The organism is Hyphococcus sp., from assembly GCF_041986965.1.
Taxonomy (GTDB): Bacteria; Pseudomonadota; Alphaproteobacteria; order Caulobacterales; family Parvularculaceae; genus Hyphococcus.
This window is the reverse complement of the sequence record NZ_JBHIXB010000002.1, coordinates 451,169-468,038: the sequence shown is the minus strand read 5'-3', so window position 1 is coordinate 468,038 and position 16,870 is coordinate 451,169. Positions and strand designations below refer to the sequence as shown.

Annotated in this window: 12 protein-coding genes; 8 read left to right on the top strand and 4 right to left on the bottom strand. The window is 57.5% G+C overall.

What is annotated here, in order from left to right; all coding sequences use genetic code 11:
- The first annotated feature begins 3 nt into the window (after positions 1 to 3).
- From ACFC5L_RS11210 to ACFC5L_RS11190, 5 genes are all read left to right on the top strand, one after another.
- Entirely contained in the window at positions 4 to 2,358 is a 2,355-nt protein-coding gene (locus tag ACFC5L_RS11210) for a hypothetical protein (protein WP_375202852.1), read from the top strand.
- Positions 2,359 to 2,382: 24 nt separating this feature from the next.
- Positions 2,383 to 4,611 (top strand): CHASE2 domain-containing protein, encoded by a 2,229-nt coding sequence (locus ACFC5L_RS11205; protein ID WP_375202853.1) that lies wholly within the window; start codon positions 2,383 to 2,385, stop codon positions 4,609 to 4,611.
- Between the two features lie 343 nt (positions 4,612 to 4,954).
- Entirely contained in the window at positions 4,955 to 5,131 is a 177-nt protein-coding gene (locus tag ACFC5L_RS11200) for a hypothetical protein (protein WP_375202854.1), read from the top strand.
- A gap of 174 nt (positions 5,132 to 5,305) precedes the next feature.
- Entirely contained in the window at positions 5,306 to 6,007 is a 702-nt protein-coding gene (locus ACFC5L_RS11195) for a Crp/Fnr family transcriptional regulator (protein WP_375202855.1), read from the top strand.
- 74 nt (positions 6,008 to 6,081) lie between these two features.
- Entirely contained in the window at positions 6,082 to 7,155 is a 1,074-nt protein-coding gene (locus tag ACFC5L_RS11190) for a hemolysin family protein (protein WP_375202856.1), read from the top strand.
- Between the two features lie 20 nt (positions 7,156 to 7,175).
- Here ACFC5L_RS11190 and ACFC5L_RS11185 read toward each other — a convergent pair whose 3' ends face one another.
- Both ACFC5L_RS11185 and ACFC5L_RS11180 read right to left on the bottom strand, forming a co-directional pair.
- Positions 7,176 to 8,204, bottom strand: a complete 1,029-nt coding sequence (locus tag ACFC5L_RS11185) for an ACP S-malonyltransferase (protein WP_375202857.1) — start codon at positions 8,202 to 8,204, stop codon at positions 7,176 to 7,178.
- Positions 8,201 to 10,414: a thiamine pyrophosphate-dependent enzyme gene (locus ACFC5L_RS11180; RefSeq protein WP_375202858.1), complete on the bottom strand. Its 2,214-nt coding sequence runs from the start codon at positions 10,412 to 10,414 to the stop codon at positions 8,201 to 8,203. The genes ACFC5L_RS11185 and ACFC5L_RS11180 overlap by 4 nt, the downstream gene beginning before the upstream one ends.
- Before the next feature lie 205 nt (positions 10,415 to 10,619).
- On the opposite strand from ACFC5L_RS11180, the gene ACFC5L_RS11175 reads away from it, so the two are divergent.
- The 3 genes from ACFC5L_RS11175 to ACFC5L_RS11165 all read left to right on the top strand — a co-directional run bounded on the left by ACFC5L_RS11175 (position 10,620) and on the right by ACFC5L_RS11165 (position 13,149).
- Positions 10,620 to 11,177, top strand: a complete 558-nt coding sequence (locus tag ACFC5L_RS11175; protein ID WP_375203285.1) for a nitroreductase family protein — start codon at positions 10,620 to 10,622, stop codon at positions 11,175 to 11,177.
- Between the two features lie 99 nt (positions 11,178 to 11,276).
- Positions 11,277 to 11,954, top strand: coding sequence for a YceI family protein (locus ACFC5L_RS11170; RefSeq protein ID WP_375202859.1), 678 nt, complete (start codon positions 11,277 to 11,279; stop codon positions 11,952 to 11,954).
- Between the two features lie 4 nt (positions 11,955 to 11,958).
- Positions 11,959 to 13,149: a cytochrome b/b6 domain-containing protein gene (locus ACFC5L_RS11165; RefSeq protein ID WP_375202860.1), complete on the top strand. Its 1,191-nt coding sequence runs from the start codon at positions 11,959 to 11,961 to the stop codon at positions 13,147 to 13,149.
- On the opposite strand, the gene cobT is transcribed toward ACFC5L_RS11165, so the two are convergent.
- Positions 13,146 to 14,993: a cobaltochelatase subunit CobT gene (cobT, locus tag ACFC5L_RS11160; RefSeq protein ID WP_375202861.1), complete on the bottom strand. Its 1,848-nt coding sequence runs from the start codon at positions 14,991 to 14,993 to the stop codon at positions 13,146 to 13,148. The two genes, ACFC5L_RS11165 and cobT, sit on opposite strands and share 4 nt — an antisense overlap.
- Positions 14,994 to 15,059: 66 nt before the next feature.
- Positions 15,060 to 16,769: a sensor histidine kinase gene (locus ACFC5L_RS11155; RefSeq protein WP_375202862.1), complete on the bottom strand. Its 1,710-nt coding sequence runs from the start codon at positions 16,767 to 16,769 to the stop codon at positions 15,060 to 15,062.
- Positions 16,770 to 16,870: the final 101 nt, after the last annotated feature.

Sequence of the window (16,870 nt, the reverse complement as noted above, 5' to 3'; positions counted from 1 at the left end):
GGCATGAAACAGACTCACATCGCCTCCATGCTCAAAGCAACTGCCGCCGCTGCGGCGCTGTCGATTTTCGCCGCGCCTGTGATGGCTGCCGAATGCTTCGATGAGGACACGAATGATCCGAAGGCGGGTAACGCAACAGCGGTTGTCGGTCCGGAAGTCGATGTCTCGCGCAGTACGGCAAGCCAGATTTTCCGGCCGGAATCCGGCGACGATATGTTTTCCGAAGATTATGTGCGCACAGGCGATGAGTCCCTGTTGCAGCTAAAGCTTTGTGACTGGAGCACCTACACTTTCTCGCCGAATTCGGAATCGGCGATCAATGAATTTTACGATGCGAGCGGCGCCGGGAGACGGCGCGTAGTCAATTTTGTACGGGGCGGCGTCCGTTATTCGTCTGGCCGCGATACAGAGCCCGGTGATACGGAAGTCGAAATCCAGGATAGCGGCGTCACCATGGGCGTGCGCGGCACCAATGTCATTATCGTTGAGATTGACGGCTATGTGTATGCGCTGCTCGAAGGGCCGTTGCGCGATAATAGCGGCCTGACGCCCAAGGGGCTCGTCGAATTCTGGACCGATAATGAGGACGATATCGCCGCAAGGCTGAAGCGGCCCGGCTGGGTTGTGCGGATTGGTCCTGACGGAATTTCAGAACCTTATCGCGCAGACGAAGAACTCCTGAAGAAAATTTATGACGCCTTCTTGCCTGTTATTCCCGAGGGCGATGGCGAGGAACAGGATTATGCTGGCGATCCTCTGAACCGCTCGGGTCAGGGCGCACAGGAAGGCGACGATGGTCAGCAATATGCCGGCAACAAAGGCGGGCAGGACAACTGGAACACTGAATATCTGCCGGAAGACCCCTATAGCGGTTTCGGCGTGCCCGTGGGCGAAATACTGCCGCTCGATGTGCTGGACGATTTTGCGGCGACTCAAATGAGTCCCAACGGTCATCTTTTTGTTATCGCCCCGGCGGAGTTGAGCATCGAAAACGGGGGGACGCCGATCACGCAGGACGGGATCGTGATGTTCCAGATCGCCATCGACTGGGCGAACCGCACAATTGCTCCTGAAGCGCTGGCGTCATTCGTGAAGTTCGATTTCACCGTGACTGATCCGGACGATCTTACGCAACGCAGCGGGACAGGCATTGAGCCCGCGCCCGAGGTGATAGAGGCGTTTCTTGAAGCGCAATTGGCAAGTTCCGGCGTTCCGTTCACGACGGGCGAGGGCGGCGTCTCGCTTTTTAATACGCCCGGCTACACGCTGACAGTGCGTCAAGGCGAAGGCGGCACAGTGACGGTGGATGTCAGCTCGGAATTTTCCGCAAGCGATCCGAACAATAACAACTACATTCTCGCCGGCGGCGCCAATGATCTGCTGCTGTCGCCGGGTAATGGCGAGCTTGCCTTTTTTACGGCTGATCTGGCCGATGTTTATTCCCAAACGGAGCTGGAAAATGTGGGAACGCGTGCGCCGGTCATGCTCGCTAACGAGTCCACGAATATTATATCCACGCTTGGCGATCCTGCGCGATTGACAGGATGGTCCGTCGCACAATTGGAGGTTAACTTTGCTAATCGCACGATCGGCGGCGGGTCCTCTTTTATAGCCATTTCGGCGGCAGCCGATCCGGCGATCGGCGGTGACAATACTGCGCAATATGTGGCGCTGGATCAGGCGGCGCCATTCGACTCCGGCTTGTTTGGCCTGGCCTTTTATACTCTGGCGTCGCTTAGCAGTGACTCGTCGGTCGTTGCGGGTGAAGCGATGGTGGGACCAGGCGACAATTTTCTTGGAAATATCGCCGCCATTCTCGCAGATGGGGCGGGCAATCATCTCTATACGGAGACGCCGCTATACCAGACGTCATTTAATGTGGAGCAGATATCCACAATCGCGGATATCGATGCGGTTGGCGTAACCCTGGGCGGCGGCGTCTTTAATTTTGACGGCGGGTTTGATTTCGCAGAGGTGCAACGCGCCGATGGCGGCTTTTCATTCGGCGACGCCTTTGCAGGCATTGATATTGATTTCGGAAGCCGGACCGTTGGCGGCGGTGATTCATTCCTTGAAATCAACATCAATGACTCCGCAAACAGCTATGCCTTTAACAGTGTCGAATTCATCAGTGCGGTCAGCTTTGATGATGCGGCGAATGGCGCGGGCGTTTTCGGTTTCGGCGCAGACGAGTTTTCCGGCTCGAATATTCAGAACGCCTTGTTCCTAATTCGTGACGACAGCGGCGCCGCAGGCGAAACGGCTGATCTCTATTTCAATTTCCAGGATGGAATGGGCGGCGAGGGTGTCGGCGCCATTGAACAAATGACGAGACAACCGGGCGCGACCGATTACTAGACATAGGCTGGAAGGCGGACAGCGATGAAGCGGCGGATTTTCGGACCGCGTCTTGCCGGGATTGTCGGCGCCGGTCTCGCACTGGTGACGATTTTTTTTGAACCTGCGCTTATTGATTCTGCTCGCGACCGCCTTTTCGATCAGTATCAACGTATTGGGCCGCGTTCGTATGACTCCGCGCCTGTGCGCGTCGTAGAAATAGACGATGCCGCTCTGGAGACATACGGGCAGTGGCCTTGGCCGCGGCATCGTCTTGCAACAATCGTTGATCGCCTCAACGCAGCGGGCGCTGCTTCTGTGGTGCTTGATATCATTCTTGCCGAACCGGACCGGACAAGTCCGGCCAATGTCACCGCGAACTGGCTCACGGCGCCGGTTCTTGCCCCGGTGGCGGCTGAGCTTGCGTCAAGCGATCTTTCTGCTGTCGATCATGATGCCAGGCTTGCGGCGGCGATTGCCGCGGCGCCGTCCGTCCTTCATCTGACGGCGCGCGCCGGTGAAACGGGAGGTGTGTGTCCGGCGCCGCTTGACGGGGCCAGGATCGGCGGCATGACCGCCGGCGGTCTGGCGCGCATCGCCCCGAGTTTTCGCAGCGTGGTGCCGTCGCTCCCCGTCTTCCGGGCGGCGGCGAGCGGCGAGGGCTTTGCGCGAACTGGTCTTTCAAATGACGCCGTTGTCCGTAGCGCTCCGCTCATTGCATTGGCTTGTGAAGGTAAGGAAATCTATCCGAGCCTTGCGCTTGAAGCGTTGCGCGTATCGGCGCCGCGTCTTGACCCGCAATTTGCGCCGCCGGGATTCAAAGTTGACGCAAACCGTCCCTGCCGCGCCCATGTGAAGGGGATCGCCGGGCAGTCCGTGTCGGAAGTCTCACTCTGCGGTCTTCATATCCCGACGACGGAAGATGGTGAAATCTGGGTGCATTACGCCGCCCCGGACGCCATGGCGGCGCGGCGCATCTCGGTCGTCGATATTATTGAAGGCGACGAGCGTGCGATTGAAGAGGCTGTAAAAGGGCGCATCGTCCTGATCGGCGCCTCCGCGGAGGGGCTGCGCGATGTGATGGTCACGCCCCTGGGCGATGAACGCCCCGGCGTTCATGTCCATGCCGAGATCATCGAACAGGTTCTGGGCGGCAAGACATTGTTCCGCGCCTGGGACCTCATGCGACCTGTTGAGCTTGCAGTGGCCGGTCTCGCCGTTTTGCTGTTGCTCTTGTTCTTGCCGCGCATGACAGCAGCCGCGGGATTCGCCGTGTGGCTGGCGCTTGCCGCGGCGCTGTTCGGCGGGGCTTTCGCCGCCTTTAAAACATCTCGCCTGTTGATTGATCCGGTGGCGCCGGGACTGGTTTTGACGCTCTCATTCCTGGGCGCTTTTGTTGTTCTTTTCCAGCAGGAACAGATTGCGCGGCGCTTCATTCGCGGCGCTTTCGGCAAGTTTTTGTCGCCGCTTATTCTGGAGCGGCTTGAGCGCGATCCGGGATTGTTGAAGCTCGAAGGTGAAACGCGGGAAATCACGGCTTTCTTCTCCGATATACGCGGTTTCACGACAATTTCTCATAGCTTGTCAGCGACGCAGGTGACGTCGCTGCTCAACCAGTATTTCACCGAGATGACGAAAATCGTCACGGACCATAATGGCCTTGTGGATAAATATATGGGCGACGGCATGGCGGCCATGTGGAACGCGCCGATTGATGTCGCCGATCATCCGGCGCAGGCGGCGCGCGCATCCCTTGCGATGTTGAAAGCCGTAGACAAGCTTAACGCTGAATGGCGCTCGGATGTGAAACAGGGCCTGCCGGAAATTCGCATTGGCATTGGTCTTCATACAGATGAAGCGCAGGTCGGGAATTTCGGTTCCGAGGACCATCTCGAATATTCCATGCTTGGCGACATGGTGAATCTCACCTCCCGAATTGAGGCGCTGAACAAGGAATATGCTGCACCGATTATCATTTCGGGAGCGATGCAGGCGCGCATTCCAGCCTTTGCTGTTGTGCCCTTGGGCCGGTTCACCGCCGCCGGGCGCAGCGAGGCGACGGAAATATTCGCCCTCGCTGGCGATGAGGAGCTCGCCCGCCGCCCGGCGTTCCAGACCTTTGCAGAGACCTTCAGTGCAGGACTGGCGGCGCTTGAAGCTGGCGACGGGGCGGCGGCGCGGCGTTATTTCGGCGCGCTGAAGCAGGGCGAGAGTTATGGTCTTTCGGGCGCCATTGAGGTCTTTCTCGCCCGTGCGGGTCAGGTTTCCAGCTAACCTGCTGTAATTTCGGCAAAAAATAAATTTTCCGGGAAACGGTTCAAGCTGTGACGGCCATCACAGCGGCAAACCGGGGCTTCTCATATCTTTTCCTCATCGGCGGCCGGGAGAGGCCGGAATGAGGGAAATAGGAGAGAGCATCATGGGTATCGTGGAAATCATCCTGATCGGTTTCATCGGCATCAACGCGACGCTCGGCCTGTCGAGCCTTGTTACGGTTGGCCGCTAATCCTGCACCACGCAGCAGGGAGAGAGCGGCGCGCCCGATCGGGGGAGAGGGCGCGCCGAAACTCTCCAAAGTATAAGAAATTCAATGGGATAGGAAAAAGGAATACAAGCTGTGACGGCCATCACAGCGCCCAGGCAAGGACGGTTCTACCTTTCAATCATCGGCGGCAAGGAAGCGGCCGGAAGGAAGCAGGAGAACATCATGGGCGTCGTTGAAATCATCCTGATCGGCTTTATCGGCACGAATGCGGCGCTTGGGCTTTCCAGCCTTTTTACGGCGAACCGCTAAGACGGAGCCCCAAGAGCCGGCGCTTGCCCCGCACCGGCTCTACCTGAGAGCGGCGCGCCCTCGCCTGGGGGAGAGGGCGCGCCAGCTTTCCCTGCTCGAGAAAAGCATTGGCGCGACATTTCTCCAAATTTTCACTAGACTAACGGCGACGGGAACTAGACAAGCGCGAGTGTTATGCGCGGCGCCGCTACAGGATTGATCTGGGAGCTGAAGAGGCATCCCTTTTTCGAAGCCATTTCAGAGGACAAGCTGAAAGGGCTGCTCGACCATGCGCAGCCTGTCGTCTTCGGCGCGCGCAAGCAGATTTTCGCTCAAGGCGATGACAGCGACTGCATGTACATCATCCTGTCGGGCCGGGTTAAAATCTCTTCCTATTCTGACGCTGGTAAAGAAACCGTGCTCGCCTTTATGGGCGAAAACGAAGTGTTGGGTGAGCTTGGGGTGTTTGACGGCGGCCAGCGGTCGGCGACGGCGACGGCGCTTCAGGAAACAAGAGCGCTTCGGTTGTACCGGCGCGATGTGCTTGATTTTCTCGACCGCAATCCCGGCGTCGCGTTACAGATCATTTCCGCCCTGTGTCTGAGATTGCGGCACACCAATTTCCTGCTTGAAGACATCGCCACGTTACCGGCGGGGCCGCGGCTGGCCCGTGCGCTCATGCGCATTGGCGAGCATTATGGCCATCACGATGATGACGATGCGCTTCATATCGACATGAAGCTCTCGCAGGGCAATCTCGGCGCTCATGCGGGGCTCATGCGCGAAAACGTCAATCGCCAGTTGAAGCTCTGGGAGGCTGAAGGCCTAGTGCGCCAGGAAGGCGGCGTCATCGTCATCATCGATCCGGAAGCTTTCGCAAAAATTGGCGAGGAATAGGCGCAGCGCGTGTTCGTTAAAAAACTTGACCCGCCTGGAATCTTTTGCACGCGAAGCATCGGTGAACTGTTCGAATGACACTGCTTATCTTCTATCTTCTTCTTGCGATCCTTGTGTCGTTTTTTTGTTCCATCGCAGAAGCGGTGCTTCTGTCTGTGCGGCCTTCTTATATCAAAATGCTGGAGCGTCGCGGCGCAAGCGGCGCCAAAGCTCTTCAGCGCCTGAAAAATAATCTCGACCGACCGCTGGCGGCGATTCTGACAGCGAACACCATCGCCCATACGGTTGGCGCCGCCGGGGTTGGCGCGCAGGCGACGAAAGTCTTTGGCAGCGCCTATCTTGGCGTTACGTCTGGTGTGCTGACATTACTGATTCTCGTCTTTTCCGAAATTATTCCAAAAACCCTTGGCGCGACTTATTGGCAATCGCTGGCGCCGGTTTTCGGGCGGCTGATTTCATGGCTGACGATCGCATTATTTCCGTTCGTCTGGCTTTCGGAAAAGCTGACGCGGCTTCTTTCACAGGGAAAAGCAGGCGTTTCGTCGTTCAGCCGGGATGAAATGGAGGCGATGGCGGAGATCGGGGAAAAGGAGGGGCAGCTCGAGAGGAAAGAGCTCAAGATTGTCCAGAATCTGATGCGGCTCAAGCTTCTGTCTGTGCGAGACATCATGACGCCCCGCTCCGTCATCTTTTCAGCACCTGCAAAGATGACTGTCGGAGAATTCTTTTCAAGGCACGCCGACAAGCCGTTTTCCCGCATTCCGCTTTATGATGGAAATACAGATTCGGTAATCGGTTTCGTGTTGAAGTCAGACCTTCTGGTCGCTCAGGCGAATGACGACTTTGACGCACAGCTCTCCGACTTTAGGAGGGATGTTCTCATTCTCCTTGATCTTCTGTCCGCGTCTGAAGTTTTTGACAAGTTAATGCATGACAAAAGTCACATCGCTGTGCTGGTTGACGAATATGGATCGGTGCAGGGCCTGGTTACGCTTGAAGACGTCGTTGAAACCCTGATCGGCCTCGAAATTACCGACGAACATGATAAGGTGGAGGACATGCGGGCCTTCGCCTATCAAAAGTGGCGGGAACGCATGGAGGCGATTGGCGTCGATCCGGACAGCATGGAAGCGCCGGCGCCGCAATAAGCATGATTGTAAAGGGTTTGCTAAACCGCCAGCTTGCGTTGGTCGTCACGTCCCATGGCGATGAGGAATGGTTCTTCTTTTTGCATCGCCGAGAAATCCGCCTTTGACGAAAGCCCGAGCCAGTTCCAGCGAATAAGCTCCTGCGCGATTGGTGCGCCAAGCGTTGCGCCGGGGCCTGCTAGGATCAGTTTGTCCGGCGCGAATTCCTTGATGGCGACTTCAACGGATTTTGAAAAGTCGTAGGTCTCAACGATTTGATGGCCGAAGGTGTAATCGTAAAGCGCCGCCAGATCTGTCGCATAAGGCGACCAGACGGCGCCCCGCCCATCAATCATGGGCAACTTCGGCGCCTGAAAAATGTCGGCTGGAAGCTCATTGAACGCCGCATCTGAGACATGATTGAGCAAAGGCGTGTGGAAGGCTGCGTGACGCGCCAGCCGGAATGGATAGCGGCCTTCCGCCTTGGGAAGCACCCGCTCCATGGCTGCCATGCCGGGCTCATCCCCCGCAAGCACCGCCATGCCGCCGAGCCGGATTGACAGATAGGCCTCACCTTCGGTGCGTCCAGCGTGCAGTGCGTCGCTGATGGCTTTGAGGTTGGCTTTGCTGTCGCGCCAGTCTTCGCCGACAAACGGATAGATGAGCTGACCGCCCTTGCCCTCGGCCTCCATGAGAGCCCCCATGGTGTCGACGAGGCGGATGGCGTTTGCTTCGTTGACCGCGCCCGCGCCCGCAAGCGTCAGATACCAGCCGAGCGAGTTGCCGCAGACCGCGACGATATCGAATTCATTGCGATTGATCGATGCGAAATCGGCAAGGGCGCAGGCATAGATCAGCGCCGAGGCGTTGATGGACGAAGCGTGTTTCGCGGCCGAATAGCTTTTGGCGTTATCGAGCGCGGAAACTGTGTCGCGGCCCTGGCCTTCGCGCCAGTCATCGACGCCTTTGATAAAGGCCGCCTTGTCACCATGATGGCGGGCGAGATATCCGAGCTCGTCCTTGCCGTATGTGCCGCGGCCCGGGAAGATAACAACGGCTGACTTTTTCATTCCGCTGCCCGCTTTTTTGTTTTTCCCATCAAGGTCAGCGCCGCATCTATAATGTCTGTTTCACTAACAAGCACTGTATCGGCGGCAGGTCCCAAAGGAATGTAGGTATCGACGCCGGTGACTCGTGAGAGATTGTAGGAAACGCCGCGATCAATGATCTGGGCGATGATTTCTTCGCTCAACGAGCCTGATTTACGGCACTCATCCACAATCAGCACATTCTTGCACTGGCCAATGGCGTCTATCATGGCGTCTATGGGCAGCGGAGTAAGCCAGCGCAAGTCAATGATGCGTGTTGATACGCCTTGTTCCTTAAGCGCCTGTGCCGCCCGCTGCGAAAGATAAGCGCCATTGCCATAGGTGATAATGGCGAGGTCTTTTCCTTCGCCAATCTGATTGACGGTTTCAAAATCCGCTTTACCGTCAATTTCGTTGAAGACCGCCGTCATCAGCCCGTCTCCCTCGGTGTGAAGGTCCTTGATGGGGTAAAGCGCAATCGGTTCGAGGAAGATAACAACGCGTCCTTCTTCGCGAGCGAGGCGAAAGGCTTCGCGCATCATTTTCACCGCCTCTGAGCCCGAAGACGGGCAAGCGAGAATGACGCCGGGAATGTCGCGGAAAATCGCGACTGAATTGTCGTTGTGGAAGTGGCCGCCGAAGCCTTTCTGATAAGCGAGGCCTGCAATACGCACGACCATGGGGTTGGCATATTGCCCTTTGGAGAAGAAAGCGAGAGAGGCCGCTTCGCCGCGCAACTGATCCTCGGCGTTATGGACATAAGCGAGGAACTGGATTTCAGGGACGGGGATGTAACCATTATGGCCAAGGCCAATCGCCATACCGAGAATGGATTGTTCATCAAGAATTGTATCGAAAACCCGGGACGGCCCGAATTTCGGCTGTAGCCGCGTGGTGGCGCCATAGACGCCCCCTTTCTTGGCGACGTCCTCGCCAAAAACAACCACATTCTGATCACGCTCCAATTGTTCCGCGAGGGCGAGAGAAATGAGCCGCGACATATGCTGCGGTTCCGACTTGGCGCGGGCGTCGTCCGGAGCATTTGCCGTTAATCTCCCAGGCCGCATGGCGCGGCGCGGACGTGACGGTGGAAGGAGTGAGGCGGTCACTTCTGAAGCGCTTGTCAATTTGGGACGGGTCGTCGCCTGCTCCATCGCGCGGAAAACCCGGGCGCCAATATCTGCATAAAGAGCTTCTATGTCCTCAATCGACATGGCGCCTTCTTCGATAAGGCGTCGCGCCGTATGCAGCAGTGGGTCCTGATCCGCTTCTTTTTCGATCTCGGCGCGTTCGCGATAGGTGCTCTCAACGTCGGAACCGGCATGCCCCATTAGACGCACAGTGCGCAAATGTAAAAAGACAGGCGCTCTTGCGCCGCGGGCGCAGCGTTCAGCCGCCCTTGCAGCGCGCATGGCGTCGACTGCGTCGCGCCCATCGCCGGAAATGTAGCGTAGTCCTGCCCGCGCGCCGTAATTGGCGGCGATCCAGCCTTCCGGCGTCCTTACCGAAATGCCGATGCCGTTATCCTCGCAAACAAAAACGAGTGGAAGCGGTAGACCGCGATAGCCAGTATGTGCGGCGGCGTTGATCGCGCCGACCGCTGTCGAGTGGTTGGCCGAGGCGTCGCCGAAGGAGCAGAGAACAACGCTGTCGCGAGGCAGTTCGGGATTTGGCCGTTTATGCGTGCGCGATAAGGCGATAGAAAACGCCGCGCCCATCGCCTTGGGCAGGTGCGAGGCGATGGTCGAGGTCTGGGGTGGGATAAAGAGCGACTTGGATCCAATGACCTTGTGCCGGCCGCCGGAGATCGGATCTTCCGCAGCCGCAACGAAGGAAAGCGCCATGTTCCAGATCGGAGTCTCGCCCGGAAGCTTTGAAGCCCGTTCCACGTAAAACGCGCCGGAACGATAATGGAGAAAGGCCAGGTCATCGATGCGGAAGGCGCGCGCAACGGCGGCGTTTCCTTCATGGCCGGAAGAGCCGATTGAATAAAAGCCCCGCTTTTCTGCGCCGAGACGGCGCGCCTCAAGGTCGAGACGGCGGCTCGTGAGCTGACTTTCGAACAGGGCGGCGAGATCGCGGACGGTCATCCGCGCATCCGCCAGCGTTGTCTCCGTCAGCGCCGCCGGGAGCCGCCCGGCCTGAAGCCGCGTTAAAAATCCGTCCGCCGATGCGGCGATCGCCCCTGCCATGAATGCCGTTTCCCGCCTTAAATATCAGTCACTTCGCCCCCGCTTCCATTGGTCCCTTGTGGTGCGGCGGGGGATGCGTCTACTCCTTATCAGGCGCATTGATTTTGCCAAGTAGGAGAGAAGCTGCGTCATGGCTGACAGCCCAAAATATCCGGAATTGGGGAGAGTTGTGCCCTCGGCCTATCCAAGCGAGGCGACACGGCAAATGCTGCGGATGCGCCGGTCAACGCCGGCTGATTTGCTGACCGGGCCGGGGCCTGATGCGGCGCAGCTTCAGGATATTTTGACAATCGCCGCCCGTGTGCCCGATCACCGGCGGGTGGTCCCGTTTCGATTTATCGTCTTCGAAGGCGATGCGCGGGCCCGTTTCGGCGCCGTGTTGAAAGAGGCTTATCTGGCGAATGAGCCGGAGGCTGGCGAGGCCAGAGCGACGTGTGAAGCAAACCGGTTCCTGCGTGCGCCGGTTGTCGTTGCGGTCATTTCGAAGACCAATCCAGATCATCGCACCCCGGAATGGGAACAGGTGCTCACCTCCGGCGCCGTCTGTCAGAATATGCTGCTTGCCGCATCGGCTTACGGCTTTGCCGCCCAATGGCTGACCGAATGGTACGCTTATGACGACAAGGCGCTGGCGTCGCTCGGCCTTGAGCCTGGAGAAAAGGTTGCGGGGTACGTTTATATCGGTACAGCGAAGGAAGGCCCTAAGGAACGAGGCCGCCCCGATATGCCGGCGATCATCAGCCACTGGGGCGAAAAGAAATGATGTGAATATGTTCACGCTTGAGTGAGCGCCCTGCGGAAAATGAGTGAACACACTATAATCAATCTTCGGAACGACTGTGAAATGAGAAGGACAGACTTCATGACGTTGAGAGATTTTGCATTAGCAGGCGCCGCCGCCCTGACCCTGGCGGCTTGTGGGCAATCCGCTGACGGTCAGAGCGCGAATGGCGCCTCCGTCGGCGAAGCAGCCAGCGCGCAGCAGACTGCTGATGTAATGGAATTCGAAGCCCCCTCCGGCGCCTATGAACCGGACTATAAGCATCGCTACATAACTTTTTCGTATTTCCATCAGGGATATTCACGTCCCTGGCTGCGCTGGGACGATTGGACCGGCACACTGAACTGGGATGCTGACGCGCCAGAGAATTCGTCAGTTTCAGTCACCATTGACGCCACATCGATAAATAGCGGCGTCGATGAATTTGACGGGCATTTGAACGGTGAGCGTTTCTTCGATACGGCGAATAATCCGGAAATCACCTTCGCCAGCACCTCTGTGGAGAAAACCGGCGCCAATACCGGGACCATTACTGGCGATCTCACCATCAAGGGCGTGACGAAACCGGCGACGCTTGAGGTCGTATTCCATAAGGGCGCTTATGATGAGCGGGGTAATGTTTACAAGCTCGGATTCTCCGGCAAAACGACGGTGAATCGCTCCGAATTCGGCCTTGATTTCGCCGTTCCGATTGTCAGTGATGAAGTTGAGATTGTCATTGAAACTGAGTGGGTGATGCCTGCTCCTGCGAGCGAGTAGGCCTTTGGGCGGCGCGCGCTATAATCCGGTCGCCGCAATCTTCCACTGGACGATTGCGGCGCTCATCATCGGGCAGATTATCGGCGGCAAATACATGCATGGCCTGCCGAACGCCTCGCCGCTAAAATTCGATCTTTATCAACTTCATAAATCCTTTGGACTGACGATCCTTTTGCTGTCGCTTGTTCGGCTGGGCTGGCGGCTAACCCACCAAACACCGGCGCTCCCGGCCGCCATGCCGAATTGGCAAAAGCTTTTGGCGCGCGGAACCCACTGGGCGTTCTATGCGTTGATGATTTTGACGCCGCTTGCAGGTTGGGCGATTGTTTCGGTCTCGCCTACGGATATTCCCACCAAGTGGTTTGGCCTTTTCCCCGTTCCGCATTTGCCTTTCTTTAACGGCGTCACAGACCGCGAAGCGGCCGAGCACATTATGGAAGAACGCCATGAACTGCTCGCCTATCTTATCCTTGGGCTGTTGGTCCTGCATGTGGGCGCTGCATTGAAACACGCCTTTGTCGACAAGGACGGCGTGTTTACGAGTATGGTCCCGGCGGGCAAGGGCCCCTGGCTGGGGATCGCCAGCGTCTTCGCGATGCTTGGCGCAGCTTCTCTGCTCTATCTATCCTCCGGGCCTGCGCCGACGAAGACGCCGACGAGCGGAGCGCGTTCCCATAGCTCAAATGCTAGAGGGGGCAATTGGATTGTTGACTACGGCCAGAGCGAGCTGTCGTTCGTGGGATCTGAAAACGGCAAAGAGTTCAGAGGCGCGTTCGAGAATTTTCAGGCGGACATCGAGTTTAATCCAGACGATCTGGAGAACGCTGAGATCCGCGTTGTTGTGTCAACGGCGTCGGCGTCCACGGGCGATTCTCTGCGCGACTCCAATCTTCCCGGTTCGGAATGGTTCGATGTCAAAAACCATCCTCAAGCGACGTTTGAAACCTCAGAGGTAAAAGCGCTTGGGGGCGGGAACTATACCGCTGACGGAACACTAATCATCAAGGATATTGAGCGGCCTGTAACGCTTCAGTTTGAACTCGATATTGAGGAAGATAACGCGCTCGCCCGCGGCCATGCCGATCTTATGCGCACCGACTTCAGTCTCGGTGAAAACGCTTCATGGCTCGATGATGAAGGGGTGGCCGTCAGTGTGCGTGTCGAATTTGATATCCATGCCGTACGCAAAGATTAGGCTGCGCGTCCGCGTTTTTTCCGTTCGGGCGCGTCCTCGTCAAAAAGTTCAGCGAGCTTATCGATGATCGCGCCGCCGAGCTGGTCAACATCGACAATCGTAAGCGCCCGCCGGTAATAGCGTGTTACGTCATGGCCGATGCCGATAGCGAGAAGCTCAACCGGTGAGCGGTTTTCGATATAGCCGATGACCTCGCGCAGATGGCGTTCAAGATAGGCGCCGCCATTGGCCGACGACGTCGTGTCATCAACGGGCGCCCCGTCTGAAATCACCATGAGAATACGCCGGGACTCAGGCCTTCCAAGCAGACGTTGATGCGCCCACATCAGCGCTTCGCCGTCGATATTCTCTTTGAGAAGCCCTTCTTTCATCATCAGGCCGAGCGACGTGCGCGCGCGCCGCCAGGGAGCGTCCGCCGATTTGTAGATAACATGGCGGAGATCATTCAGCCGTCCGGGTTTCGGCGGTCTTCCGTCAGCGACCCATTTCTCGCGGGACTGTCCGCCTTTCCATGCGCGAGTTGTAAAGCCGAGGATCTCCACTTTGACGCCGCAGCGTTCAAGCGTGCGCGCGAGAATGTCCGCGCAGATAGCGGCAATGGTGATAGGCCGTCCGCGCATGGAGCCGGAATTGTCGATGAGGAGCGTGACGACAGTGTCCCTGAAATCCTGCTCCTGTTCCATTTTATAAGAAAGCGGCTGCATGGGGTCGACAATGATCCGCGCGAGGCGGGCAGCGTCGAGCACCCCTTCATCGAGATCGAACATCCAGCTGCGGTTTTGTTGCGCCATCAGTTTTCGTTGAAGCTTGTTGGCGAGGCGGGCCACAACCGCGTGAAGATTCTCAAGCTGGCGGTCGAGCGATCTGCGCAGGCGCTGCAATTCTTCCGGATCGCAAAGTTCGACGGCGTCAGCGATTTCGTCGAATTCAGTTGTATAGGCGGTGTAGGCGGCGCCGGTGTCGCCTTCAAACTGGGTTCTAAGGGAAGAGACTTTCGCGTTCTCGGTCGCGCCGTCATCTTCCTCCATAGAGGTTTCCATGTCCTGCTCGGACATTTCAGAATCAGAAGGATCAGCTTCGCCACTGCCAGGATCGTCTGGCATTTCATCAGCGCCGGTTTCGTCGTCGCCATCATTGCTGTCGTCGTCGGAGTCGCTTTCGGACTCGTCGCCGCTTTGCTCATCGTCGCTTTGCTCATCGCCCTGGTCTTCATCGTCAAGATCAAGATCGCGGATGAACTCGCGGGCGAGGGCAGCGAAAGCTTCCTGATCGTCAACGGCGCCTGCCTTGGCAAGGGCGTCGAGAGAGGCGCCAGCCTTGTTTTCCAGCTCCTCGCGCCAGGTGTTCATGATCCCTTGCGCGGCGGCTGGCGCAGGCCGTCCTGTGAGCCGCTCACGTAAGAGAAGCGCCGCCACATCCGCCATGGGCATGGCGTCGGTTGCGGACTGGCGGTCATAGCCTTTATCGGTGATGATCTTTTCTAAAGATGCGGCAAGATTGTCCCCGACGCCTTTCAGCGCCATAGCGCCAATAGCTTCGCAGCGCGCGTTTTCGAGAGCGGCGAAAACGGCGCGCGCCTCAGCGCCCTTGGGTGCAAGGCGGGCATGTGCGGCGCTGTCATGGTGGGCGAGGCGCAGGGCGGCGGCGTCGCTTTCGCCGCGGGCGATGGCGGCCGATGCAGGGTCAAGCACACGCGCCGGGAGTGGGATTCGCGCAGATTTCCCCTGAACGGCGGCATGTTCCCCGCCAAAGGCGACTTCGACGTCGCGCTGGGCCGATAATGCACGCGTCGCGTGCAATAATGCGCGCTTGAAGGATTCGCGGATTTGTTCCTTGTCCTGCATGGAGCTGTTTATAGGGCGCTAGGCGTCAAAGCCCAAGAGGGGCAAGCATGGCGGGAATTGAGGCCTTTAAGACGCGATTTTCGCCTGCTGGTTCGCCAGCGGCAAGCGCAAGCGGAAGTGGCAGCCCTGACCCGGTTCTGATTCCACCCAGAATTCCCCACCCATACGGGTCAGGGATTTGCGGCAGATGGCGAGCCCCAGTCCGGTGCCCACAGCGTCATCATCCGTCCGCAGGCGTTCAAGGGGCGTAAACAGGTGGTCGATCTGTTCCTGAGACATGCCGGGACCGTTGTCCTTGACGCCGAGAACGGCGGCGCCGTCCTCAAGGATACAGGTGAATTCGGCATGGGCCCGGACGCCAGGCGTTGAATGTTTCCATGCGTTCTCGATGAGGTTTTTGAAAACATGGGTCAGGCTATGCGGGTCTGCGAAGACTTCAGGCGAACCTGTGAAGCGAAAATCGAGCCGGCAGTCAGCTTCGCTGAGGTCGGCGAGAACGATCGCCGCTTCGATACAATCGCGGGCGGCCACCGGCTGAAGTGAGATTTCACCGATGGGAAGACGAGACATGTAAAGCACATCTTTAATAAGCGCGCCCATTTTCTTGGCCGCGAGCGTGACCGCCGCGAGGTCGGTGCGCGTCTTGGCGGAAGCCTGAATTTCAGGCGATTTGATGAGCGACTCTGAGGTCATGATGATACGATTAAGCGGGGCTTGAAGATCGAGCGAGGCAACGCGCGCAAACTGGTCAATTTCACGGTTCTGCGACCGTATCTCTTCTTCTTGAACGCGTTCTTTCGTGACATCCCGCATGGTGGCGACGGCGCCGATCAGGTCTTTTCGGGTGTTATAAAGCGGCGTCGCATTCGCGATCATATATCTGATGTCGCGACCTGGAACAGCGATCGCCATCTCGCGTACGGAGACCTTTTTGCCCTGAATTGCACAAAAGAGCGGTACATTTTCAAATTTCATCGGCGTGACGCCATCAGCCTCAAACAGACTGTAGGTCGAAGGCCAATCCTGTGAATCCAGAGGTTGGGCGTCGATGCCGTGAAGCTCACGGGCGGCACGGTTGAATATGGACAATTTGCCGTTGGCGTCCGCCGCGATGATCGCGTCATGGGCCGCGTCCATGACTGTCGATAGAAACTCCTGGCTTTCCTCGAGCGCGGCGGCTTTTTCCTCAAGCGCCGATTTTGCGGTCTCACTATCCTTCACTGCTTTGAGTATGAGGCTTTCATAGATGAAAGCATAAGAAGTGACGCCTATGGCTAACAGCACGCTTGCGGAAGACAGCAATATGCGAAGTTCCTCCGCGGAATGCAGCGAAGGTTGCGCGAGACCTGTCTGCGCGGCGTAAGTGCAAAAGATGATGGCGACAATACTGACGCACAAAGAGATAAGACCGGCGGTGCGCCCTAAAAGCACGGTCGCTACAATTGGCAAAAAGGGCGCATAGTTGAGCGTTGGCGCAGGCGCTCCACCTTGCGTTAAGGCTGCATAGACAGTGCCGGCATAAGCACTTGCGATCAGTAGAATTGATGCAATTTTCAGCTGTCCGGTGAGCCGGTGAAAAGCGATGATGCCGGCAAAGCACGCTAAAGCAACTATGCCGGTCATCCGCGGCGCTGTCATGCCGGGAACCGCGCCCTGCATTGCAAAGGTTTGCAAGAGAACGACAAAGACAAAGACCAGAATCACCAGGTAAAAGACAGTCTCGCGATGACCGTCTAAAACAGGTGATGCGTGAGTAGGGGATTTTCCCGTTTCCACGTTTTTACTCTTGATGCTCGCCATACAACTGAGGGTAGCATCTTCGCATATGGTTAATTTATATTAGCCGCATTATGTATTGAGGAACTTATTTCATTTTT